Source organism: Neptuniibacter sp. CAU 1671, from assembly GCF_029222905.1.
Lineage (GTDB): Bacteria > Pseudomonadota > Gammaproteobacteria > Pseudomonadales > Balneatricaceae > Neptuniibacter.
This window is the reverse complement of record NZ_JARHUE010000005.1, coordinates 99237-121066: the sequence shown is the minus strand read 5'-3', so window position 1 is coordinate 121066 and position 21830 is coordinate 99237. Positions and strand designations below refer to the sequence as shown.

The window sequence follows — 21830 nt, the reverse complement described above, 5'->3', positions numbered from 1 at the left end:
TTTGCGGGATGGGGTGTTGGCGGGAGTATAGCCAATTTACCCGGGTGACTCATCCCAAATTAAGCGTAGATCGGCCTTAGCGGGAGCGTTGGCTTTAGGTATAATCGACGGCTTAGCCATTAACCATTGGGTGTCTGATTGTGCAAAACCGACTCTACAATATCCTGCTCTCCATCGTTTTGGGTTCTCTGGTCTTGCTGGGTGGTTGCGGTCAGAAAGGCCCGCTGTATCTGCCGGATGAAACACAACAAAACGCTGCGCAGAAATAAAGAGAGCTGAATGGACAGTTTTGAATATCGTAATGGCCAGCTGTACTGCGAAGAGCTGGCACTGGAGCGTATCGCGGATGAATACGGTACGCCCACCTATGTTTACTCCCGTGATGCGCTGGAGCAGGCCTATCTGGCCTATGCTCAGGCACTGCAGGGGCAGCGTTCGCTGGTCTGTTATGCGGTTAAGGCCAACTCCAATATCGCTGTTTTGAATGTACTGGCCCGTCTCGGTTCCGGTTTTGACATTGTGTCCATAGGTGAGCTGGAGCGGGTACTGCGTGCCGGTGGTGATCCGGCACGGGTGGTGTTTTCCGGTGTTGGCAAACAGCCACATGAGATCAAACGTGCGCTGGACGTGGGCATCCGTTGCTTCAATATCGAATCCGAAGCGGAGCTGGAGCGTGTTAATGCCGTTGCCGCTGAAGAGGGTAAAGTTGCGACCATCTCTTTCCGTGTAAACCCTGATGTGGATGCCGGGACTCACCCCTACATCTCCACCGGCCTGAAAGAGAATAAATTCGGTATCGCAATTGATGATGCACCGCGTATCTATCAGCGTGCCGCAGAGATGAGCAACGTCCATGTCTCTGGTATCGATTGTCATATCGGCAGTCAGTTGACCGAAATTGCTCCTTTCCTGGATGCACTGGACCGGGTGTTACTGCTGCTGGATCAACTGGCAGGCATGGGCATTGAGATCAAACATCTGGATCTGGGTGGCGGTCTGGGTGTCTGTTACACAGACGAAGTGCCGCCAACCCCCGGTGAGTATATCGCTGCGATTCTGGACAAACTGCAGGGGCGTGACCTGGAGTTGATCTTTGAGCCGGGTCGTTCGATTGCCGCCAATGCCGGTGTATTGCTGACCCGGGTTGAGTTCCTGAAACAGACCGAAGCCAAGAATTTCGCCATTATCGATGGCGCAATGAATGACCTGATCCGCCCGGCACTGTACAGCGCCTATCAGGAGATTATTCCGCTTCAGATTCGTGAAACAGAAGATATCCAGAGCTGGGATCTGGTGGGGCCGGTGTGTGAAACCGGTGATTTTCTGGGCAAAAGCAGGCAGTTGAATCTGCAGCCGGGTGATCTGCTGGCAGTGTGTTCGGCGGGGGCGTACGGTTTCGTGATGGCGTCTAACTACAACACCCGTGGTCGTCCGGCCGAAGTGATGGTCGATGACAACAAACACTATCTGATTCGTCAGCGTGAGTCGGTAAACGACATGCTGCGTGGCGAACAGTTACTGCCAAAGGATCGTTGAGGGGCTAAGGCAATGCTGGTGCGTTTTACCAAAATGCATGGTTTGGGCAACGATTTTATGGTGCTGGATCTGGTGAGCCAGCGCATTAAAGTGACGCCAAAACTGGTCAAAAAACTGGGTGATCGTCATACCGGTATCGGTTTTGATCAGCTATTGATTGTCGAACCGCCGACCGAGCCCGACGTGGACTTCTCCTATCGCATCTTTAATGCGGATGGGTCTGAGGTGGAGAACTGCGGTAACGGGGCTCGCTGTTTTGCCCGTTTTGTTCGGGATAAAAGACTGACAGCCAAACAGGAGATCTGGGTGCAGACGGCCAATGGTCGTGTCCTGCTCAAACTGCGTCAGGACAAACAGGTTGAAGTGAACATGGGTGCGCCCCGACTGGCACCGGCTGAAATACCGTTTCAGGCAGACCAGCAGGCAATCACCTATTTAGTGGATGTACTGGATACCACGGTTGAACTGAGCGCTGTTTCCATGGGTAATCCGCATGGTGTTCTGCTGGTGGATGATGTGTCCACTGCGCCGGTTGAAACACTCGGACCGGCTCTGGAAGCCCATCCACGTTTCCCTGCCAAAGCCAATATCGGTTTTATGCAGGTGGTGTCGCGTAACGAGATCAAACTGCGGGTATTTGAACGGGGTGTGGGTGAAACCCGGGCCTGTGGTACCGGCGCCTGTGCTGCAGTGGTTGCAGGCAGTCTGCGTGGTCTGCTGGATATGCCGGTAAAGGTGCATCTGCCGGGCGGTGCGCTGGAGATAAGCTGGACGGGTGAGGGTGAACCGGTCATTATGACGGGGCCAGCTATGACCGTTTTTGAAGGACAGATTTTCTTATGATGAACAGCGAAGCTGAGTCTACAACTGCCATTTCACCGGCGCAGGTGGCGGAATATCTGCTGCAGCATCCGGATTTTTTTGTTGGCAACAGCCGTTTGCTGGAAGTAATGCAGGTACCGCATGAAACAGGCCGTGCCGTCTCGCTGGTGGAGCGCCAGACTTCGTTACTGCGTGAGCGAAACCAGAATCTGAGTTCGCACCTGTCGGATCTGATTGAGGTGGCACGTTATAACGATGTGCAGTTTGAGAAAACCAAACGCATGGTGCTGGCGCTGCTGGAAGCTGAAAATCTGGACGATATCGCCGTGGCGATCGATGAGAGCCTGTGTCAGGACTTTCACAGTGATATTACCAGTCTGATCCTGTTTACTGAGGTACCGATGTCTGGCAATAACCTGCAGTTGATGCCACGCGCGGAAGCCTCCGTGATTGACTCTCTGGTCTGCTCAAACCTGCCCTGTTGCGGTCAGCTGACTGAAGTAGAAAACCGGTTTATCTTCCTGGATCAGGCCAACAAGGTGCAGTCGGCTGCGGTTGTGCCGCTGGTACAGGGGGAAACGCTTGGACTGCTGGCCATTGGCAGTTACGATCCGACCTATTTCCAGAGCAGTCAGGGCACGGTGCTGCTTAACTATGTAGGCGAAGTGCTGAGCCGTATCGTCAGCCGGATTCTGCATCAGGGACAATAACATGAGTGTTTTGCTGGCCGGTCTGGAGCAGTTTCTGCAGTACCTGGCCAGCGAACGCCAGCTCTCCGGCCATACCCTGAGTAATTACCGCCGCGACCTCCATGGTTTGCTGATCTATGCCGAGCGGCATGAGATTACAGACTGGCAACAGCTTCAGACCCCGCAACTTCGTCATCATATTGCCGGCCTGCATCGTAAGGGTTTATCAGGCAAAAGCATCCAGCGTCACCTCTCTGCCATCCGCAGTTTTTACCGCTTTCTGATCCGTGAAAAACAGGCTGGCCATAACCCGGCGGATGCGGTGCAGGCTCCAAAATCCCCACGACGTTTACCCGCTACGCTGGATGTGGATCAGATTGGCCAGCTACTGGAGATACCGGTCACAGACGCCGTGTCGGCCCGGGATGCGGCGATGATGGAGCTGATTTACTCATCGGGTCTGCGTGTTTCCGAACTGATCAGCCTCAATCTGAATGATCTGGATCTGCATGATCAGAGTCTGGTGGTGACCGGTAAGGGGCGTAAAAGCCGGATGTTGCCCATTGGCAGTAAAGCGTTGCAGGCACTCGACTGCTGGCTGGAATACCGCCATGAACTGGCGGATGCGTTTGATAATGCCTTGTTTGTCAGCAACCGGGGTAACCGGTTATCGGTGCGAGCGGCTCAGCAACGCATGGACCACTGGGGCCGCCAGATGGGAGTGCAGGGCCGGGTGCATCCGCACCGGCTGCGCCACAGTTTTGCCAGTCATATGCTGGAATCCAGTGGTGATCTGCGGGCGGTGCAGGAACTGCTCGGTCACGAAGATATATCCACCACCCAGATCTATACTCATCTTGATTTTCAGCACCTGATGCAGGTGTATGAAAGTGCACATCCCCGGGCCAAAAAGGTCAGTAAATGATTCGTTGTATTACCTTTGATCTCGATGACACGCTGTGGGCAGTGGATCCTGTAATCCGGCAGGCTAACCAGACGTTGTTTGACTGGCTGGCCCAGTATGCCCCAGCCTTTACCGAGCTGTATCAGTTGTCTGATCTTGTCAGCCTGCGCACGGCCGTGTTGCATCAGCAACCGAGCATTGCCCACAGTGTCAGCCTTATCAGACGGGCACAGCTGCGCCATGGTCTGGCACAGGTGGGTTATGGCGGTGCCGAATTGGAGCGACTTGCAGAGCAGGCATTCGAGGTATTTCTGGAGGCCCGGCAGCAGGTGACCTTTTTTGCTCATGCCCGCGATATGCTTTGTCAGCTTAAACAGCAGGGTTACCAGCTGGGGGCACTGAGTAATGGCAACGCGGACATCCAGCGGGTGGGTCTAGCTGACTTGATGGACTTTCAGTTCAAAGCGGATGAGGTGGGCGAGATGAAACCGCACCCGCTGATGTTTGAAACCATGCTCAGTCATACCCGCTTACGCCCGGAACAGGTGATCCATGTGGGCGATCACCCACAACATGATATTGAGGGTGCCCGGCAGGCCGGACTCTGGACCATCTGGGTTAATCTGAAGGCGCTGCCTGCAGATACGGCGCAGGCGGATGCACAGGTTGGCTGTCTTAGCGAGATTCCCTCCACTGTGGCTGAGCTGGCGTTGCGTTCGGGTCAGCGTTTGCGGTTGTAATCGATTTCAATCTGTCAGCGCAAACCTGATTGGCAGGTGCAGTTCCAACATGGTGGTCCCAAGTTCAGGTGGCACGGGTGGAAAAGGTGACGCGCCCCGGACCATTCTGGTCGCTTCCCGGTCCAGACGGCTGAATCGGCTGCTCTCTATAATCTCTATCGCGAGTAATTCTCCTTGCTGATTGATGCTCAGGTTTAACATCACACTGCCCTCTTCCGCCCGCTGTCTAGACTTTTTTGGATAACGTTGCTGCTGCTGAATAGCCGATGCGAGTAGCGCGAGATAAGCTGTTTTTAGCTGCTCGTGAGTCTGCTCTGCGCTTAGTGGACTGGCCGGTTGCTGTAGGTTGATGGCTGCAGAGGCTGAAACCGTCCGCAGTGTTGGGGTGGTCGGGGTTAGGAGCGCTGTCGTTTGTGGGGCGGGTGTTGTGGGTTTTTGAGCAGTTGTTGGCCGATCAATTTTTTTGACAGGTAGCGGCTGAGTATGCGAATTAGCTGACACCTTGGCCTGAGTCTGTTGGGGTTTAACTAATGGTTCTGAGGGTTCCGGTTTTATAGCAGTCTGTTCCTGATTAGGCGCTGTTTGCACGGGCGTTGAGGTTTGCAACGCAACGGCGATGGTTGGCTGAGCGGATATTTGCGTTGTTGCCTCAGCCCTTGTTTGTGGCTGCAGAGTAAGCAGGATCAAAAGGTGCAGGGCGACTGATACTGACAGTGCAATGGCCCCGTTAGACTGCAGGCTGCAAATTGTCATAAGCTCTATTCGGATGTTGACCGCGTTCGGGCCCGTTGGCGTTTAAGCCATAAACTGCCGCCCAGCATTGCAATCATGCTCAGCAGTAACAGGGTGAGTGCCATTAAACCATCACGGGTGTTGAGTCCCAGCCCATCAGCGAAGCGCCATTTATGCAGGTAACGAAATACCCAATTGAATAGTCTTGATGCTGTATCCGTCTGTTTTGAAAGCACCTCGTCACGAGTGTCCAGATAAAGCGAGTGTTCCGGATAATGAAGGGCAATGACTGGCAGGCGTTTGTCGATAAAGCTGTAATCATCCGATGTTCTGAAGTTTTCAATCCGTTGTATGTCTGAGGTGTTTGGCAAAACGCCAATAGCCGCCGCAGCTAAGGCATGGGCAAACGCGGTCTCTCCACCCGGAATCCGTTGTCCGGTTACAGCGGAAATCCATTCATCCGGTTTGCCTGAGCGACTTACCTGCCAGACCGGTTGTCGATCCAGGTGGTGGAGTATGGCATTGGTCATGTCGGGCAGGTGCTGTTGCAACTGTGCGAAATTGACTGTTACCTCTCCCAGATTAGGCTGGCTGTTGAGCATTACCCCTCTCATCTCGGGTAGCTGTTTTTCAAGGGTGCGCATCAGTCCACTGTTGGCAAACATCAACAGGATTAGCGAGAGCAGCGTACCACCCCATATATGCAGTTTGCGGCTGTTATTGAGCGTGCTATTACGTAGTGGCAAAACGGTAAACAGGTAAAGACCACTGGCGCCGATGAATAACAGACCCGTTGTCATGGCCATAAATACGGCATTTCTCAGATGCGCGTTAGCATCCCAGAATGACCACAGGTGCAGGGTTTGAAACAGTGTTTGCAGTGTACGGCGGGTATTGTCACTGACCGTGGCCAGCCGATCCTGTCGGATATCCACATATACCTTAAGCGCATCAGCGCGGTAAAAGCTTACCTCCCAGACCGGTAGCAGACGGTTAATCGGCGCATAGTCATCATTAAACCGATCAATAAAGCGTATCTGACGAATAGCCGAGGTTGTATCGCCGCTGAAATGCCGGGCCAGTTGAGTTGCATATTGCTTAGCAACGTCAGGGCGGGGTACGCCCGTTTTTAGATCCACGAAAGACGCCGGGGTATGACGGTCCTGCCACTGTTGCTGCCACCAGCTACCACCTACGTTGACTGCCCTGACCCCCGCGATTGTCTGTAACTCGCTTTTCCATGGACCAGCCAGGTTGGCTGGCCAGACCGGAAGCGGGTAGTGGTGCTGAGCGATCTCAGGCTGAGTCAGGCGCATCAGTGGATGCAGCAGGCCACTCATCGCCCAGAGCAACAGTGGCAATAACACCACCATCGCGATTCGACGGTGCCAGTGATAAAGCGTCCGTTTCATATCTAGTACTCCTGTGGCGTTACCAACGGTATTCGAGTGCTGCGCTGACGGTTAGCGGGGCGCCGGGGTAAAACATTTCGCGGCCCCAACTCAGCTCCGATTGATAGGCGTAGTCACGATCAAACAGGTTTTCGATGCGGGTCAGCAGTTGCAGGTCGGGTGTCAGCTGATAGCGTGTTTTCAGGTGCGCGACGGTATAACCATCTGCGCGGCGACTGTTGGCATCATCCATCCAGTAGTTGCCGAAGTAGTCGAGTTGCAGTTCAAGATTGAGTTTCGGGTTGTCGGTCGGGTGCCAGAGCAGGCTGGCCGATCCTTTGTTGTTTGGCCCAAGCATCAGCTCATTACCGGAATAATCGACTGTGTTATTGATGTAATCATCGAAAGCGTGGCGAGAGTGACTGAAGGCCAGTTGGGCCGACCAGTCCGGACTTAGTTTGTAGCGTGTTTCGATTTCTATACCGGTATGCTGCACCCTGCCAGCATTGGTGCGGTAGGTGTCATCATTGCCGTCGCGTGCCAGTACAATCGCGTCATCAATATCGATTCGATAGACGGCCAGGGTCAGGTAACCGCGGCTGTGCTGCAGACGGTAGCCCAGCTCCAGAGTGGTAGAAGTTTCCTCTTCTACCCCGCCGACCAGTGAGCCACTGTCACCGCTTTTCAGGTTATACAGAGTAGATGCGGTTGGCAGGCGGTTGGCCTGTGCCAGCCGACCGTAAATCCCCTGCTGCTGATCCAGTTGATAGGTGAAGCCCAGTTTTGGGTTCAGGCTGTTGAAGCTGTCTGTGCGATCTGCCAACTGCCGGTTGCCGAATCCGTCATCATCGGTTTCTACCAGATGGTTATCCAGGCGGTAGCGGTTGTGGTCATAACGGATACCTGCCTGAAGCATCAGTTGGTCACTGTACCGGTAGTTGTGCTGCATATAGGGCGACAGGTTGCTGTAACGCACCGACTGATCCTGATAACTGAACCCTTCCGGGTAGGTGGTGCTACCGCTCCAGCCGCTGATGGTAACCGTAAAGGGTTGCAGGCTGCTGAAATCAGCATCGGACCGTTCCAGATCGATGCCGAACAGGGTTTCGCTACCGTTGTCATGACTGTAGGTCGCCTTGGCCAGCAGGCCCAGGCTGTGTACCGTGCTCTCTGCCTGAGGCGTGTAGCTGTTCCAGGTGGCAACATAATCATTGGTGTTGTACCGCCAGTAAGGGATCAGGCTCAGCTCCAGACGGTCACTGTAAAAATGGGTCCACTCCACACTGAGGCGGGCAAAGTCACTTTCACGGATCGGATCAATCGCCAGCACCTGATCACCCAGTCCGGACAAGGTTGGATCAGTACGATAATCGTCTGCGCTCAGGGACGTAGCCATCTCATCATTTGAGCGTGAAGTTTGGAACTGGGTTTTGATTTCGTTTCGGTCATCCAGCAGCCACAGATGTTTCAGCAACAACTCCTTGCGATCCCGCGCCGTATGATCACGCCAGCCATTGTCCTGCAGGTAGGAGGTTGCAATCAGCAGGCTCTGATCGTCGCTGATGGCATCGGTGTAGCTAAGCCGGGTCTGGACTGCATCGTTTTCACCTGCCTGCAGGTAAAGTTTGCCCTCAGGTCTGAAACCTGGCTCCTCACTTATGATGTTAACGGTCGCCGCAACAGCCCCTGAGCCATAGAGGGTGCTGCCCGCACCCTTAAGCACTTCAATCTGTGACGCGCTGGTGTTGAAACTGCTCCAGCGCAGCCCGTTATGATTAAAAAAAGCAGCGGATTGCAGCGGCACATTGTCCTGCAGAAACAGATAATAACCGTCGTAGTTAAGTGGCATGCGGATGCCGGTGTTGTGTGAAGAGCTGCCACTTATCTGATTGATGGTGACTCCGGCCATCTGACGGGTGCTGTCCTGAATATGGGCACCCTGATCCATCGACAGCTGTTGCTGGCTCACGACACCGATGCTGACGGGCACCTCAGTGTTGAGCTCATCATCCCGACTGGCGGTAACGATCATAACCGGCATGAGTTCTTCGGCATAGACGGTGGAAATGTTGGGTAAGCCGAGACAGGTAAAGAACAGATGAGACCAGCAGGGTCTGATTCGGCCAGATTCCATGGGCGCTATGCTCCAGATTCAGTGAGAGTAATAGCGTGACAGTTTAAGAGTTAAGACTGGTTGGCAGAATGTGGCATATTGTCGCGCCAAGGGAAGGCGGCAGCGTTGTGATCAGAATCAGTTCAGAAATAGCCCCAGCAGATCATTCAGAAACAGCCTGCCCTGTTGTGAAGGGGCCAGACGTTCAGGATTGTTGAGTAACAGTCCGCGTTTGCGAGCGGTCTCCAGTTGTTCTGCAATCTGTTCCGGTTCCAGTCCTGTACGCGCGGTCAGCAGTGTTGCATCCACGCCTTCCGTCAGTCTCAGCACATTCAGCATAAATTCAAAGGCACGGTCTTCCGTTGCAATATCGCTTTCGCCGCCCAATCGGGTTTCCGTTTGCATGTACGCCTTTGGTTGTTTCTGTTTCCAGCGCCGGATAATGCGCCCCTCTTCCGGCAGGGTCAGTTTGCCATGGGCGCCAGCACCAATACCGATATAGTCGCCAAACTGCCAGTAATTGAGGTTATGGCGTGCTTCCTGTCCGGGCTGGCTGTAAGCCGAAATTTCATATTGCTGCAGCCCGGCGTCTGCCAGCCGGGCCTGTCCGGCTTCCTGAATACTCCAGAGGGTTTCATCTACCGGTAACTGCGGCGGTCTGGCATGAAATTCGGTATTCGGCTCAATGGTGAGCTGGTACCAGGAGAGGTGATCAGGATTTATGCTGAGTGCCTGTTCAAGATCAGCAAGGGCGCCCTCAACATTCTGATCGGGTAGGCCATGCATCAGATCCAGATTCAGACGGGGGAAAATCTCGCGGGCCAGTCCGGCGGCGTGCAGTGCCTCCTCAGCGTTATGGATGCGCCCCAGCGCCTGAAGCTGATGATCGCTGAAACTCTGAATGCCCAGTGACAAACGGTTAATCCCCGCCTCCCTGAAGCCGCGAAATTTTTCCTGCTCAAAGGTACCGGGGTTGGCTTCAAGGGTGATCTCGGCATCTACCGCCAGCGGTGTGATCCGGTGTATATCGGCCAGCAGTTTTTTATAGCTGTCAGCGCTGAACAGGCTGGGGGTGCCGCCGCCAAAAAAGATGCTCTGAATGGTACGTCCCTGCAGCCACTGCGCTTCCTGTTTGAGGTCTTCAAGCAGGCATTCGATGTAAGCCTGTTCGGGTATCTCGTTGCGAACCGCATGCGAATTGAAGTCGCAATAGGGGCACTTCCTGACACACCAGGGAATATGCACATAGAGCGAAAGCGGTGGCAGTTGCAGCGTCATTGGGGTTATTTCAGGTACTGGGCTATAGCCTGTTTAAAGGCATCCACCGCCTGTCCCCGGTGACTGAGACGGTTTTTCTCATCCGAAGGCAGTTCAGCGGAGGTTTTACCCAGCGCATCAATCCAGAACAGGGGATCGTAACCGAAGCCGTTATCGCCCTGTGCTGCTGTTAGAATGTGCCCCTCCCAGGTGCCCTGACAGATCAGCGGCATCGGGTCGTTGGCGTGGCGCATAAACACCAGTACGCAACGAAAACGTGCGGTTCTTTGTGCTTCAGGCAGGCCCGCCAGCTCTGTCAGTAGCTTGGCATTGTTTTTTGCATCGGTGGCATCGGCACCGGAATAGCGGGCGGAGTAAATGCCGGGAGCGCCCTGCAAAGCATCCACTTCCAGTCCGGAGTCATCTGCCAGCGCGGGCAGTCCGGTAGCCGCAGCGGCATGGCGCGCTTTGATGATGGCGTTCTCGACAAAACTCAAACCGGTTTCGTCGGCATCTTCCAGCTGAAATTCGGATTGGGGAATGACGGTGACCTCGAGTGATTCCAGAATCTGGCTGAATTCACGCAGTTTGCCGCGGTTGCCGCTGGCAAGCACAATTTTATCGATCATTGGGGTATCTGTGTAATTCGCCCGGGTGTCTGGGTTGCCCGGGCGGAATGGTTATTCAGCAAAAAAACGCTGCTCAAATTCTATATGGTACGGGGCTGCGTTGGCATCCGGCTGAACATCCAGGGCGATACGCATCACCATGTCGTCAGAAAAACCGAACTGCCCCAGATAATAGATCGCTTCACCCTCATCCAGCTTGCTGAAGCCGATATCCTGAGTCTGTGAGATCAGGTTGGTGGCTTTGCCGCTGACCATTGCGGTAACCGGGGTTTTCTTGTCGCCCTCTTTTTTCAGTACCGATACGTTCACCAGTGCCCGCACCTTACTGCGCTGGATACCGGCGTTTTTTGCCACATCCGGCTCAACAAAGGTGCTGTTGAAAGCGTTGTAATGAATTTCATAGTCGCCAACGGCAACAAACTGCTCAGCTAACAGGGGCTGACTGAGCAGGGTTGCCAGTATCAGCAGCGTGCCCTGTAACCCGCGACGTGCCATTGTTGTTAGCATTTTCATGACCTGCCTCTCCGTTATTTGGTTATCCGGTAGATGGCGATTTCACCCAGCATATTCGGCCACAGGTGAATCCACCACCGGTGCTGATGTTCATGGTCCACCACTGTTCGATCCATGATAAAGATGTTTCGTTCCACACACAGTCTTTCAAAATCCTTGAAGGTACAGAAGTGGGTGTTTGGGGTGTTATACCAAGTATAGGGCAGGAACTTGGACACCGGCATTTTGCCGCGAAACGCCAGATAGCCGCGGGCGCGCCAATGCCCAAAATTTGGGAAAGTGACAATGCATTCGCGGCCGATGCGCAGCATCTCATCCAGGATTTCATCCGGACGCATCATGATCTGGATCGCCTGGGTCATGATGACACTGTCGAAGGTGTTGTCCTGAATCGAGGCCAGGCCTTCTTCAATATCTTTTTCGATGACGTTGACGCCCTTGCGGATGCATTCGGTAATGTTGTCATGGCCGATTTCCAAGCCATAACCTTTTACCTGCTTGTTGGTTTGCAGGTAATGCATCAGTTCGCCTTCGCCACAGCAGAGGTCAAGCACCCGGCTTTGGGGTTTGATCCAGTCTTTAATCAGGTCAAGATCAGCGCGCATGGTTACACCTCCTCCGTTTGGGTGTTGAGGGAGGGTGTGTCAGCAATTACCCGTTCCATGTAGGCCCCAAATACATCCAGATAGCGTGGGATCGGTATCAGGAAGGCATCGTGTCCCTGATGTGCGTCGATCTCGGCATAACTGACCGATTTATCCGCTGCTACCAGCGCATCAACGATCTCCCGGGAGCGTTCCGGTGCAAAGCGCCAGTCTGAGGTGAAGGAGATCACCATAAAATTGGCCTTGGCTTTTTTCAGGGCGGCCGCCAGGTCATGGTTGTAGAGCGCTGCGGGATCAAAGTAATCCAGCGCTTTGGTCATCAGGAGATAGGTATTGGCGTCAAACGCGGTGGAAAACCGCTCGCCCTGATAACGCAGGTATGACTCCACCTCAAACTGAGGGGTGAAATCGAAATTGATCTTGCCTGAGCGTAACTCACGGCCAAACTTGTTGCGCATGCCGTCATCAGACAGATAGGTAATGTGCCCCAGCATACGCGCCAGCATCAGGCCAACCCGCGGCACGGTATCCTGTTCGTAATAGTGACCGTCGAAGAACTGAGGGTCCTGCGTAATCGCCTGGCGGGCGACCTCATTAAACGCAATATTCTGCGCTGACAGTCGTGGCGCCGCGGCAATCACCATGCAGTGTCTGAGACGGTCGGGATAGTTGATTGACCACTGCAGCGCCTGCATGCCGCCCAAGCTGCCACCGATGATGGCGGCAAACTGCTGGATACCAAAATAATCCGCCAGACGTGCCTGACTTTCGACCCAGTCATCGACGGTGACAATCGGAAAATCCGGGCCGAAGGGTTTGCCGGTTTCGGGGTTGATCTGGTTGGGACCGGTTGAGCCGTGACAGCCACCCAGATTATTGACGCCGATAACAAAAAAACGCTTGGTGTCGATCACCTTGCCGGGACCAATGGCACTGTCCCACCAGCCCGGTTTGCTGTCTTCCATGCTGTGATAACCGGCGACATGGTGGTTGCCGGACAGCGCATGGCAGATCAGGATGGCGTTGGAGGCATCTTCATTCAGTGTGCCGTAGGTTTCCACCACCAGATCATATTGATCCAGAGTGCGGCCACAACTGAGTTGCAGGGGTTGATCGAAGTGAAGGGTCTGAGGTTGAACCAGACCCACAGAGTTTTCAGGAATTACATCTGGCATGGCGATACTCGTTTCTCTGAAGGAACACAGGGAACAGGGGCCGTACAGGCACGGCGAAGTTGAGCATCACATCTCGTACAGGATAAGAAAGCGGTTGGAAACGTTGTATGTGTACGTGATCACGTCAGGGTATCTCTATCTCTAAAACATCTGGTATCTGTTTTGGTGCCAGGATTTTAACGCGTTTTTCCCGCGTCAGCTCACCTTTGACAATGATTACTGCATTTTTAGCCACACCAAACTGTTTGGCAAGGTATTTCACCAGATGCGCATTGGCCTTGCCATCTACCGGTGGTGCCTTGATGCGGATCTTTAAACTATCGCCATGCAACCCGGCAAACTCATCCCGACTGGCGTTGGGTTGCAGGTGGCAGCTGAGGATCAGATCCTGTGACTGCCACTGGAACCAGCTCATGTTTACAGCAACCGGCCCAACTGTGACTGAATCAGCTGGATTACGATGATGATCAGAATCGGTGACAGATCCAGCCCTCCGATAGGGGGAATCACTTTGCGTGCGACGGCAAACACCGGTTCGGTCAGCTGTTGAATCAATTGTGGCCCTGGATGGTAGCTGTCAGGCGCAACCCAGCTAATGATCACGGCACCCAGAATCGCCCAGAAATAGATGGTCAGGACCGTATCCAGTACACCCACAAGGGCATAGATCAGAATGCCTAACGGATGAGGTATGCCGCCGCCGTTGTAGAGCACCAGCAACAGAATAATGACCAGTTTGACCAACAGTGCCAATACCAGCGCGGAGATGTCGATACGGCCGATTTTGGGCAGCACCCGGCTCAGCGGCCAAACCGGCTTGTTGGTCAGTTTGGCAATCGCCTGGGAGATCGGGTTGTAGTAGTCGGCATGGGATACCTGCAGCAGAAAGCGCAATACCACGATAAACACGTACATCTGACCGATGACGGTAATGAGGAAATTGATTGGATCCTGTTGCATGACGATTCCTGTAATAAAACAGCGAGTTAGGCTTTAGAGTATAGAGTTTAAATGCGACTGACGACAGTCTCTAATCGGGCTCAGTCACCCAGCTCCTTTGCCAGTTCCACTGAACGGTCATAGCAGGCCTGCATGCCGCGGTTGAACATTTCAGGCAGTTGATCTTCGGTGAAACAGCGAATCGCCTGTTCTGTGGTGCCATTGGGCGAGGTCACACGACGTCGCAATTCTGCAGGATCAAATTCACTGCTATTGGCCATTTTAGCTGCCCCCAGAGCGGTCTGCAGCGTGAGCTGGCGTGCCACCTCAGGACTCAGGCCGAGCTTTTCGCCTGAAGCGATCATCGCTTCCATCACCATAAAATAATAGGCAGGTCCGGAACCTGAAACAGCGGTGACTGCATCCAGCTGGCCTTCGTTTTCAACCCACAGGCTCAGACCGGTGGCTGCCATGATTTGTTCAGCCTGATTTCTCTGTTCCTGACTGACAGTGTCTGTTGCGTAGAGGCCGCTGGCACCGGTCTGGACCAGGGCCGGTGTGTTGGGCATGCAGCGGACGATGGCACAATTACCGCCAAGCCATTGTTGCAGGCTGGCAGTCGTAATACCCGCCGCCACACTGATCAGCAACGGTTGTTTGGCCTGAACCGCATCCGCAAGCTCAGTGGCAACGGCTTTGAGAACCTGGGGTTTAACCGCCAGAATAACAATGTCAGCAGCAGTCACCGCGTCATTGTTGTTGCCGGTGGTATGCAGACCCTGCGCAGCAAGGTCATTGAGTTTGGCCACATCTGGTTCTGTCGCCCAGATCTGGCTGGCCGGATAATTGTTGGCCAGCAGACCACCGATGATTGCGCGGGCCATATTGCCTGCACCGATAAATGCCAAGACGGGTTGTGTGCTCACATGAACTCCTAACTGGTTTAGCGCGGCTGTCGCGCCCCGAAGATGGCCGTGCCTATTCTGACGATGGTGGCGCCTTCTGCAATCGCCATCTCCATGTCACCGGACATGCCCATGGAGAGGGTGTCCATCTCGGGAAATTCGTTTTGCAGGGATTTTAACAACTCAGCCAGCGCATGAAAGGCCTGTTGCTGTTCCTGGGGGTTGTTTGTGGCTTGAGGTATCGCCATCAAGCCACGCAGTGTGATGTTTGGTAAGGGTTGGATTGCCCGAGCCAGTTCGATTACCGACTCTGGGGCGCAGCCTGACTTGCTCTGTTCCTGGCTGATATTGACCTGAAGACATATCTGGAGGGGCGGCAAATGGCCGGGACGCTGCTCTGAAAGCCGCTCAGCGAGCTTTAAACGGTCTACACTGTGAACCCAGGCAAAATTTTCTGCAACTTTTCGGGTCTTGTTTGACTGCAAGGGGCCGATAAAATGCCATAGGATCTTCAGATCGCTCAGCGACTCTATTTTTTCCAGTGCTTCTTGCAGGTAGTTTTCGCCAAAGGCGGTTTGTCCTGCCGCATAGGCTTCTCGCAGGGCACTGGCAGGTTGGGTTTTGCTCACGGCAAGCAAGGTGACCGAGCCTGCAGCGCGGTGTGCATTGGCTTCAGCAGCACGTATCTGAAGGTGAATTTTTCCTAGATTGTCTGCGATGTTTTGCATCTTTGCTCTCAGGCAATTGGATTGCTCGGCCCAATCTGCTAGAAATGAGTTGATAAGCAGTCGTACCGGCTAACAGGATTGTTATGGATATTACCGAATTATTGACTTTTAGCGTACAGCAGAATGCTTCCGACCTGCACCTGACAGCCGGAATGCCTCCCGTAATTCGGGTAGATGGCGAAGTACGTCGGATCAAGCTTCCTTCCATGGATCATAAACAGGTGCACGGCCTGATTTATGACATCATGAATGACAAACAGCGCAAGGAATATGAAGAGGTTTATGAAACTGACTTCTCTTTCGAAATTCCCGGTGTCGCGCGTTTTCGTGTAAACGCTTTTAACCAGGATCGTGGCGCTGCGGCGGTGTTCCGTACCATTCCCAGTAAAGTATTGACCATGGATGATCTGGGCATGGGCTCGGTCTTCCGTGAGCTGTCGGAAAAAGCCCGTGGTCTGGTGCTGGTAACGGGTCCGACCGGTTCCGGTAAGAGTACTACTCTGGCGGCGATGGTCGATTACATCAACGACACCCGCGCCGATCATATTCTGACCATCGAAGATCCGATCGAATTTGTGCATCAGAGTAAAAAGTCGCTTATTAACCAGCGCGAAGTGCATCGGGATACGCATAGTTTTGCTAACGCCCTGCGCTCCGCTCTGCGTGAAGACCCTGATGTGATTCTGGTGGGTGAGATGCGAGACCTGGAAACCATTCGTCTCGCTCTGACCGCGGCAGAAACCGGTCACCTGGTGTTTGGTACGCTGCACACCACCTCAGCTGCGAAAACCATTGACCGTGTCATCGACGTATTCCCTGCAGCGGAGAAACAGATGGTACGCTCCATGCTATCTGAGTCACTGCAGGGGGTTATCTCGCAGACGCTGTTGAAAAAACCACAGGGCGGCCGCTGTGCAGCCCATGAAATCATGATCGGCACGCCGGCGATTCGTAACCTGATTCGTGAAGATAAGGTGGCGCAGATGTACTCTGCCATTCAGACCGGCTCGGCCTTTGGTATGCAAACCCTGGATCAGTGTCTGGCTAACCTGGTCGCAAAAGGGCAGATCTCACGCGATGTTGCGCGTGAAAAAGCTCAAAACCCGAAAGCGTTCTGACGGGATAAAAGGAGATAAGCGTGGATTTTACGCAGTTATTGAAAGTAATGGTGGAGAAGGACGCATCCGACCTTTTCATTACCGCTGGCGCCCGCCCTACCCTGAAAGTGGACGGTACCCTTAAACCAATGACCAAAGAGCCGCTGAAGCCATCACAAGCGCGCGCCTTGGTTTACAGCACCATGAACGACAAACAGCTGGCGGAGTTTGAAGGCACCAAAGAGTGTAACTTTGCCATCAGTGCTCCGGGTCTTGGGCGCTTTCGTGTCTCCGCCTTTTTTCAGCGAAATGCAGCGGGCATGGTGTTGCGTAAAATCAGTGACTATATCCCGAGCCTTGAGGAGCTGAATCTGCCGCCAATCCTGAAGGATCTGGCGATGACCAAACGCGGCCTGATTCTGTTTGTGGGTGGTACCTCCACCGGTAAATCCACCTCGCTGGCATCGATGATTGATTACCGCAACACCAACCATCGTGGTCATATCATCACGATTGAAGACCCGATCGAGTATGTGCATGACCACAAGCAGAGCATCATTACTCAGCGCGAGGTTGGTCTGGATACGGACTCCTTTGGTGTCGCCCTGAAAAATACCCTGCGTCAGGCACCCGATGTCATTCTGATGGGTGAGATCCGAACTAAAGACACCATGCAGTACGGTTTGACCTTTGCGGAAACCGGTCACCTGACACTGGCAACTCTGCATGCGAACAATGCCAACCAGGCGCTGGACCGTATCATCAGTTTCTTCCCGCCGGAAAACCATGATCAGCTGTGGATGGATCTGTCCCTCAACCTTAAAGCGATTGTGGCGCAGCAGCTGCTGCCAACTAAAGATGGCAAGGGCCGGCGTGCAGCAATCGAAGTCTTGATTAACACCCCGCTGATGCAGGATCTGATCCGTAAGGGTGAGGTGCATGAGCTGAAGGAAGTAATCAAGAAATCCACTAACCTGGGTATGCAGACCTTCGACCAGTCGTTGTTTGAATTGTACCGCGACGGTGTAGTGACCTATGAAACCGCGCTGGCCCATGCTGACTCTGCCAACGACCTGCGTCTGCTGATCAAACTCAGTGCGGATACCAATCCGGAACTGGGCGTTCAGGAAGAAACCTTGTTCTCACTGCAGGGTGAGGATGACTATATGGACGAAGAAGACGAAGAGTTCCGTAACCTGTAATCAGGACGAGAACAAGAAAGCCGGCCGATGAGCCGGCTTTTTTTATCTGTTATTAATCGTTGTTGAGCGGATGGGGGTCCGGTGTGCTGATATGACCGGTCTGTTGCTCCAGATAACGGATGATCTGATCCTCCGGTAGCGGTTTACTGTAAAGGTAACCCTGCAGCAGATCACACTGCAGTGATTTAAGCAGATTGGCCTGATCCAGCGTTTCCACACCTTCCGCCACTACCTGCAGGTTCAGGCTGTGCGCCATAGCAATGGTACCCTTAACCAGATTCAGGTCGGAGCTGTCATGGGTGATATCCATGATGAATTCACGGTCAATTTTCAGACTGTCGAAGGGGTAATTACGCAGATAACTCAGTGATGAGTAGCCGGAGCCGAAATCATCCATCGACAGTCGCACGCCAATCTCTTTCAGACTGGTCAGGTTTTCCTGGACATACGCCAGACCGCTGAGCAGCACCCCTTCTGTGATCTCAAGATCGAGAGAACGTGCTGATACACCACAATCCTGCAGGATTTCAATGATGCTACCCACCAGACGGGTGTCACGGAACTGGCGCGGGGAGAGGTTGACCGAGAGGCTGTAGTTTCGATCAAAACGTTGCTGTAACTGCCTCAGTAACAGCAATCCCTGTTTCAGCACGAATTTCCCAATGGGTACAATCATGCCGTTGTGTTCGGCGACGGGGATGAATTCATCCGGAAATACATTGCCCAACGCCGGATTTTTCCAACGCAGCAGTGCTTCAAAAGCAACGACTCTGCCAGTGGCCGCGTGCACCTGGGGTTGGTAGCAGAGGTAAAATTCATTTCGCTCCAGCGCGCCATGCATCTGTTCTTCCAGTTCCAGATTGCGCTGCACTATCTGGTTCATGCTGGCGGTGTAGAAGGAATAGGTATTACGGCCCAGTTTCTTGGAGTGATACATCGCGGTGTCGGCATTACGTAGCAGCTCGGATGAATCACGCCCATCCGCCGGGTAGAGCGCAATCCCGATACTGCAGGTTACGACCAGTTCGCGCCCGCCAATACAGAAGGGTTCAGAAAACAGATGATGCAGTTTTTCAGCCACCCGACCCGCGTCATCGGCCTGCAGTAAACCAAACAGCAGAATCACAAATTCATCGCCGCCGAGACGTCCGACAATGTCCCGGTCCCTGACGGTTTCCCCCAGACGTTGTCCTGCCTGCATCAGAATCTGATCACCGGTTTCGTGGCCAAGTGTGTCATTTATGCGTTTGAAGTCATCCAGATCGATAAACAACACCGCCAGCGGATCGGCACTGCCAATGATCGGGTTTAACTGCACCTCAAGCTGTTCCAGCACCTGGGTACGGTTGGGCAGAGTTGTCAGACTGTCATACCGTGCCTGATGCTGTAACTGGCGGGTGCGCTGGCGAACCTTGCGGTTCAGGGCAAAGTTCCAGAACAGACTGAGTAATGCGATGCCTAATGCACCACCGGCAAAGTACCAGAGGTAGGTCAGGCTGAGTGGTTTTTCGAGTTTAATGTCGACCCACTTTTTCAGAATGGCGTGTTTCTCTTCTGCAGTAATACTGTCGAGGGCTTTCTGCAAAATCGAGGTCAGCATGGGCCAGTCCTTTCTGACCCCCATCGCCAGTTCGAACTGATAAGGCGTCTGGCCTGAGACTTTGAGATTGGTGATGCCGGACTGCTGCATCAACTGGCCCAGCGTGGCGATGTTGCCGATATAGGCGAAGGCTTTACCACTGGAGACCGCCAGCATGGCGGACAGACTGTCGGTGTAGGGTTTCAGATTCAGGTTCAGACCGCTCTGACTGAGCAGATCATAGGAGGCATATCCGGCCTCAATGGCGATGGGTTTATCATCCAGAGTGGACAGGTCCTCAATGTAACCCACATCCTTACGGGTCACGATCACCATCGGGGAGTACAGGTAGGGCCGGGTAAATTCTGCATAGGTGAGCCGTTGCGGGGTTTTCATCGCCGCAGGAAACAGATCCAGCTCCTTATTGCGCACCATTTCGGTAATGGTTTGCCAAGACTTTACCGGAGAGATTTCAAACTGGATACCCAGACGCGTTTCCAGCAGGCTGATGTAGTCTGCTGCTATCCCCTGATAGTTACCGTTGCTGTCGATGCTTTCATAGGGCGGCCAACTGATATCAGATGCCAGTCGAATCAGGGGATGGGCCTTCAGCCAGGCCTGTTCCTGAGGTGTCAGGTTGGTTTCGACAAAACTGCGGTCGCCACCAATCCAGCGCAGATTAATCCGCTCTCTGACCTGAGGGGTGATGGAATTGAGTGCCTGTTCCAAAATACTCGCCAGCAGGGGTTTATCTTTGCGGATGCCAAATGCGAGCACGGATCCTTCTTTGTTCAGCTCACCGAAAATGCGTAGATTGGTGATCAGGTCACGGGAGATAATATGCAGCGCTACCGCACGGTTGCCGGCATAGGCATCGGCATCCCCCCGGGCGACAGCGTTGAGTGCCTCACGGGTCGATGGGTAAAGTTTAAGACTGACACCGGGGTATTTTTCAGCAAAGTATTTTACGTTTCCGAATCCCTCTTCGAGCGCCAGCGTTTTGCCCTTCAGGTCAGTTTCCGATGACAGTGGCGCACTTTCCTTGCGCGCCACAATGACATGGGGAATATTCAGATAGGCTTGCGTGAACAGGAAGGACCTGGCTCTTTCAGGTGAAGGTGTCAGGTCCATCAGCACATCAATCTTGCCCTGCTCCAGATCCTGATACAGGCTTTTCCACTCACCATAGACCGGCTGCAGCTTGCCGCCCATGATCCGGTTCAGCTCCTGCAGATAGTCGGCACCGATACCGTCGGGTTCGTCCTGACTGTTCAGATAATTGATAGGCGGCCAGGAGGCCATCACCCCCACCAGAATCCCGGTCTGGGCCTCCAGCCAGTTCTGTTGCTCCTCGTTAAAACGTGCCGTCAGACCAAACAGGTTATTGCTGATCTGGGGAATATTGGGCAGGGTCCAGCGGGCGTAGATATTGAGCAGCTCCTGGTCGGTCAGTGACGCCAGTGCTTTGTTTAAAATTCCTGCCAGTTCGGGCCAGTCATTGCGGATGCCGAACGCCTGTCGGGACTGATCCGCAGAGTAGAGTGCAGCGTAAGCCAGGTTATTGAGCTGGTGCAGGCGGACCAGATAGTGGGCCATGCCAATATCAGCAATGGTGGCATCCGCCCTGCCCTGATCCACAGTTTTCAGGGCGTCCTCAAGGGTGTCTACAAACACGGGTTCGATGGTAGGGTATTCCCGCAGCACAACCTCGGCCATGGAATAGCCGGTGACCATGGCTACCTTAAGCCCCTTAAGATCGCTTTTCTGGTGAATTTGATGCAGGGATTGTTTGCGGCTGATGATGTATTGGCTGAGGGACAGGTATGGTCGGCTGAAACTGAACCAGGCCTCTCTGCCAGGCAGTTTAACCAGGGTGGCAATGACATCCACATCGCGTTTCAGCGCATCATTGTAAAGGGTGCTCCACTTGCTCTCCGGGTAGGGTTCCAGGCGGACACCGGCCCGGCGGAATACTTCACGGGTGATATCCACTGCCACCCCGGCAAAATTGCCGTCCTCGCCTATAAAACTGTAGGGTGCGTAATGACCGTCAAAGGCTACTTTGACAGAGGGGTGATCGATGATCCACTGTTGTTCTGCCGGTGTCAGATCCAGTGGGGTAACACCGCCGGGGTCAGCTTGAACTGTTCTGATCAGGGCAAAACAACAAAGTGTAAACATCACCAGCGACCAGATAGGTCGCCGGAATGTGAGGGTCCCAGCCATGGCGTCTTGGTCCGATCCTTCGTTTAAAACATATAGCCAGTGTAGGGG

General features: G+C 53.7%; 21 protein-coding genes. 8 read left to right on the top strand and 13 right to left on the bottom strand.

What is annotated here, in order from left to right:
* Nucleotides 1–140 precede the first annotated feature (140 nt).
* From P2G53_RS10160 to P2G53_RS10135, 6 genes are read left to right on the top strand one after another with little or no spacing between them, the layout of a single operon-like run.
* A complete protein-coding gene (locus P2G53_RS10160) occupies nt 141–269 on the top strand; it encodes a lipoprotein (protein ID WP_275816836.1) in 129 nt (42 codons plus the stop codon).
* Between the two features lie 10 nt (nt 270–279).
* Nucleotides 280–1536, top strand: a complete 1257-nt coding sequence (lysA, locus tag P2G53_RS10155; RefSeq protein WP_275816834.1) for a diaminopimelate decarboxylase — start codon at nt 280–282, stop codon at nt 1534–1536.
* 12 nt (nt 1537–1548) lie between these two features.
* Nucleotides 1549–2379 (top strand): diaminopimelate epimerase, encoded by an 831-nt coding sequence (dapF, locus tag P2G53_RS10150; protein ID WP_275816832.1) that lies wholly within the window; start codon nt 1549–1551, stop codon nt 2377–2379.
* Nucleotides 2376–3068, top strand: a complete 693-nt coding sequence (locus tag P2G53_RS10145; RefSeq protein ID WP_275816830.1) for a DUF484 family protein — start codon at nt 2376–2378, stop codon at nt 3066–3068. Before dapF ends, P2G53_RS10145 begins: the two co-directional genes overlap by 4 nt.
* A 1-nt stretch (nt 3069) precedes the next feature.
* Nucleotides 3070–3972: a tyrosine recombinase XerC gene (gene xerC / locus P2G53_RS10140; RefSeq protein WP_275816828.1), complete on the top strand. Its 903-nt coding sequence runs from the start codon at nt 3070–3072 to the stop codon at nt 3970–3972.
* The gene (locus P2G53_RS10135) at nt 3969–4691 is read left to right on the top strand and encodes an HAD family hydrolase (protein WP_275816826.1); all 723 of its coding nucleotides are present in this window, start codon (nt 3969–3971) and stop codon (nt 4689–4691) included. The genes xerC and P2G53_RS10135 overlap by 4 nt, the downstream gene beginning before the upstream one ends.
* Nucleotides 4692–4697: 6 nt before the next feature.
* Here the strand turns inward: P2G53_RS10135 and P2G53_RS10130 are convergent, their stop codons facing one another.
* From P2G53_RS10130 to P2G53_RS10075, 12 genes are all read right to left on the bottom strand, one after another.
* Nucleotides 4698–5444, bottom strand: a complete 747-nt coding sequence (locus P2G53_RS10130) for an energy transducer TonB (protein ID WP_275816824.1) — start codon at nt 5442–5444, stop codon at nt 4698–4700.
* A gap of 5 nt (nt 5445–5449) precedes the next feature.
* The gene (locus tag P2G53_RS10125) at nt 5450–6835 is read right to left on the bottom strand and encodes a PepSY domain-containing protein (RefSeq protein WP_275816822.1); all 1386 of its coding nucleotides are present in this window, start codon (nt 6833–6835) and stop codon (nt 5450–5452) included.
* 19 nt (nt 6836–6854) lie between these two features.
* A complete protein-coding gene (locus P2G53_RS10120) occupies nt 6855–8948 on the bottom strand; it encodes a TonB-dependent receptor (RefSeq protein ID WP_275816820.1) in 2094 nt (697 codons plus the stop codon).
* Between the two features lie 117 nt (nt 8949–9065).
* A complete protein-coding gene (gene hemW, locus P2G53_RS10115) occupies nt 9066–10205 on the bottom strand; it encodes a radical SAM family heme chaperone HemW (RefSeq protein WP_275816818.1) in 1140 nt (379 codons plus the stop codon).
* Nucleotides 10206–10210: 5 nt separating this feature from the next.
* A complete protein-coding gene (locus P2G53_RS10110) occupies nt 10211–10813 on the bottom strand; it encodes an XTP/dITP diphosphatase (RefSeq protein WP_275816816.1) in 603 nt (200 codons plus the stop codon).
* A 51-nt stretch (nt 10814–10864) separates the two neighbouring features.
* Nucleotides 10865–11326: a DUF4426 domain-containing protein gene (locus P2G53_RS10105; RefSeq protein WP_275816814.1), complete on the bottom strand. Its 462-nt coding sequence runs from the start codon at nt 11324–11326 to the stop codon at nt 10865–10867.
* Nucleotides 11327–11340: 14 nt separating this feature from the next.
* Nucleotides 11341–11931: a methionine biosynthesis protein MetW gene (gene metW / locus P2G53_RS10100; protein WP_275816812.1), complete on the bottom strand. Its 591-nt coding sequence runs from the start codon at nt 11929–11931 to the stop codon at nt 11341–11343.
* A gap of 2 nt (nt 11932–11933) precedes the next feature.
* On the bottom strand, nt 11934–13106 hold the full coding sequence (locus P2G53_RS10095; RefSeq protein WP_275816810.1) for a homoserine O-acetyltransferase: 1173 nt from the start codon (nt 13104–13106) through the stop codon (nt 11934–11936).
* Nucleotides 13107–13230: 124 nt separating this feature from the next.
* Nucleotides 13231–13521: a DUF167 domain-containing protein gene (locus tag P2G53_RS10090; RefSeq protein WP_275816808.1), complete on the bottom strand. Its 291-nt coding sequence runs from the start codon at nt 13519–13521 to the stop codon at nt 13231–13233.
* A 2-nt stretch (nt 13522–13523) separates the two neighbouring features.
* Nucleotides 13524–14066, bottom strand: a complete 543-nt coding sequence (locus P2G53_RS10085) for a YggT family protein (protein ID WP_275816806.1) — start codon at nt 14064–14066, stop codon at nt 13524–13526.
* A gap of 80 nt (nt 14067–14146) precedes the next feature.
* Nucleotides 14147–14971: a pyrroline-5-carboxylate reductase gene (gene proC / locus P2G53_RS10080; protein ID WP_275816804.1), complete on the bottom strand. Its 825-nt coding sequence runs from the start codon at nt 14969–14971 to the stop codon at nt 14147–14149.
* 17 nt (nt 14972–14988) lie between these two features.
* Nucleotides 14989–15678, bottom strand: a complete 690-nt coding sequence (locus P2G53_RS10075; protein ID WP_275816802.1) for a YggS family pyridoxal phosphate-dependent enzyme — start codon at nt 15676–15678, stop codon at nt 14989–14991.
* Between the two features lie 83 nt (nt 15679–15761).
* On the opposite strand from P2G53_RS10075, the gene P2G53_RS10070 reads away from it, so the two are divergent.
* Both P2G53_RS10070 and P2G53_RS10065 read left to right on the top strand, forming a co-directional pair.
* The gene (locus P2G53_RS10070) at nt 15762–16796 is read left to right on the top strand and encodes a type IV pilus twitching motility protein PilT (protein ID WP_275816800.1); all 1035 of its coding nucleotides are present in this window, start codon (nt 15762–15764) and stop codon (nt 16794–16796) included.
* A gap of 20 nt (nt 16797–16816) precedes the next feature.
* A complete protein-coding gene (locus tag P2G53_RS10065) occupies nt 16817–17977 on the top strand; it encodes a PilT/PilU family type 4a pilus ATPase (RefSeq protein ID WP_275816799.1) in 1161 nt (386 codons plus the stop codon).
* 52 nt (nt 17978–18029) lie between these two features.
* Here P2G53_RS10065 and P2G53_RS10060 read toward each other — a convergent pair whose 3' ends face one another.
* Entirely contained in the window at nt 18030–21782 is a 3753-nt protein-coding gene (locus P2G53_RS10060; protein ID WP_275816797.1) for a transporter substrate-binding domain-containing protein, read from the bottom strand.
* Between the last annotated feature and the right edge of the window lie 48 nt (nt 21783–21830).

What these genes read in the sequence shown, in the direction of transcription:
- P2G53_RS10125 (WP_275816822.1), bottom strand. Translation starts at nt 6,835, where the DNA reads ATGAAACGGACGCTTTATCACTGGCACCGTCGAATCGCGATGGTGGTG.
- P2G53_RS10130 (WP_275816824.1), bottom strand. Translation starts at nt 5,444, where the DNA reads ATGACAATTTGCAGCCTGCAGTCTAACGGGGCCATTGCACTGTCAGTA.
- xerC (WP_275816828.1), top strand. Translation starts at nt 3,070, where the DNA reads ATGAGTGTTTTGCTGGCCGGTCTGGAGCAGTTTCTGCAGTACCTGGCC.
- metW (WP_275816812.1), bottom strand. Translation starts at nt 11,931, where the DNA reads ATGCGCGCTGATCTTGACCTGATTAAAGACTGGATCAAACCCCAAAGC.
- P2G53_RS10145 (WP_275816830.1), top strand. Translation starts at nt 2,376, where the DNA reads ATGATGAACAGCGAAGCTGAGTCTACAACTGCCATTTCACCGGCGCAG.
- P2G53_RS10120 (WP_275816820.1), bottom strand. Translation starts at nt 8,948, where the DNA reads ATGGAATCTGGCCGAATCAGACCCTGCTGGTCTCATCTGTTCTTTACC.
- P2G53_RS10105 (WP_275816814.1), bottom strand. Translation starts at nt 11,326, where the DNA reads ATGAAAATGCTAACAACAATGGCACGTCGCGGGTTACAGGGCACGCTG.
- P2G53_RS10075 (WP_275816802.1), bottom strand. Translation starts at nt 15,678, where the DNA reads ATGCAAAACATCGCAGACAATCTAGGAAAAATTCACCTTCAGATACGT.
- P2G53_RS10070 (WP_275816800.1), top strand. Translation starts at nt 15,762, where the DNA reads ATGGATATTACCGAATTATTGACTTTTAGCGTACAGCAGAATGCTTCC.
- P2G53_RS10135 (WP_275816826.1), top strand. Translation starts at nt 3,969, where the DNA reads ATGATTCGTTGTATTACCTTTGATCTCGATGACACGCTGTGGGCAGTG.
- P2G53_RS10110 (WP_275816816.1), bottom strand. Translation starts at nt 10,813, where the DNA reads ATGATCGATAAAATTGTGCTTGCCAGCGGCAACCGCGGCAAACTGCGT.
- lysA (WP_275816834.1), top strand. Translation starts at nt 280, where the DNA reads ATGGACAGTTTTGAATATCGTAATGGCCAGCTGTACTGCGAAGAGCTG.
- P2G53_RS10095 (WP_275816810.1), bottom strand. Translation starts at nt 13,106, where the DNA reads ATGCCAGATGTAATTCCTGAAAACTCTGTGGGTCTGGTTCAACCTCAG.
- hemW (WP_275816818.1), bottom strand. Translation starts at nt 10,205, where the DNA reads ATGACGCTGCAACTGCCACCGCTTTCGCTCTATGTGCATATTCCCTGG.
- P2G53_RS10060 (WP_275816797.1), bottom strand. Translation starts at nt 21,782, where the DNA reads ATGGCTGGGACCCTCACATTCCGGCGACCTATCTGGTCGCTGGTGATG.
- P2G53_RS10085 (WP_275816806.1), bottom strand. Translation starts at nt 14,066, where the DNA reads ATGCAACAGGATCCAATCAATTTCCTCATTACCGTCATCGGTCAGATG.
- dapF (WP_275816832.1), top strand. Translation starts at nt 1,549, where the DNA reads ATGCTGGTGCGTTTTACCAAAATGCATGGTTTGGGCAACGATTTTATG.
- P2G53_RS10090 (WP_275816808.1), bottom strand. Translation starts at nt 13,521, where the DNA reads ATGAGCTGGTTCCAGTGGCAGTCACAGGATCTGATCCTCAGCTGCCAC.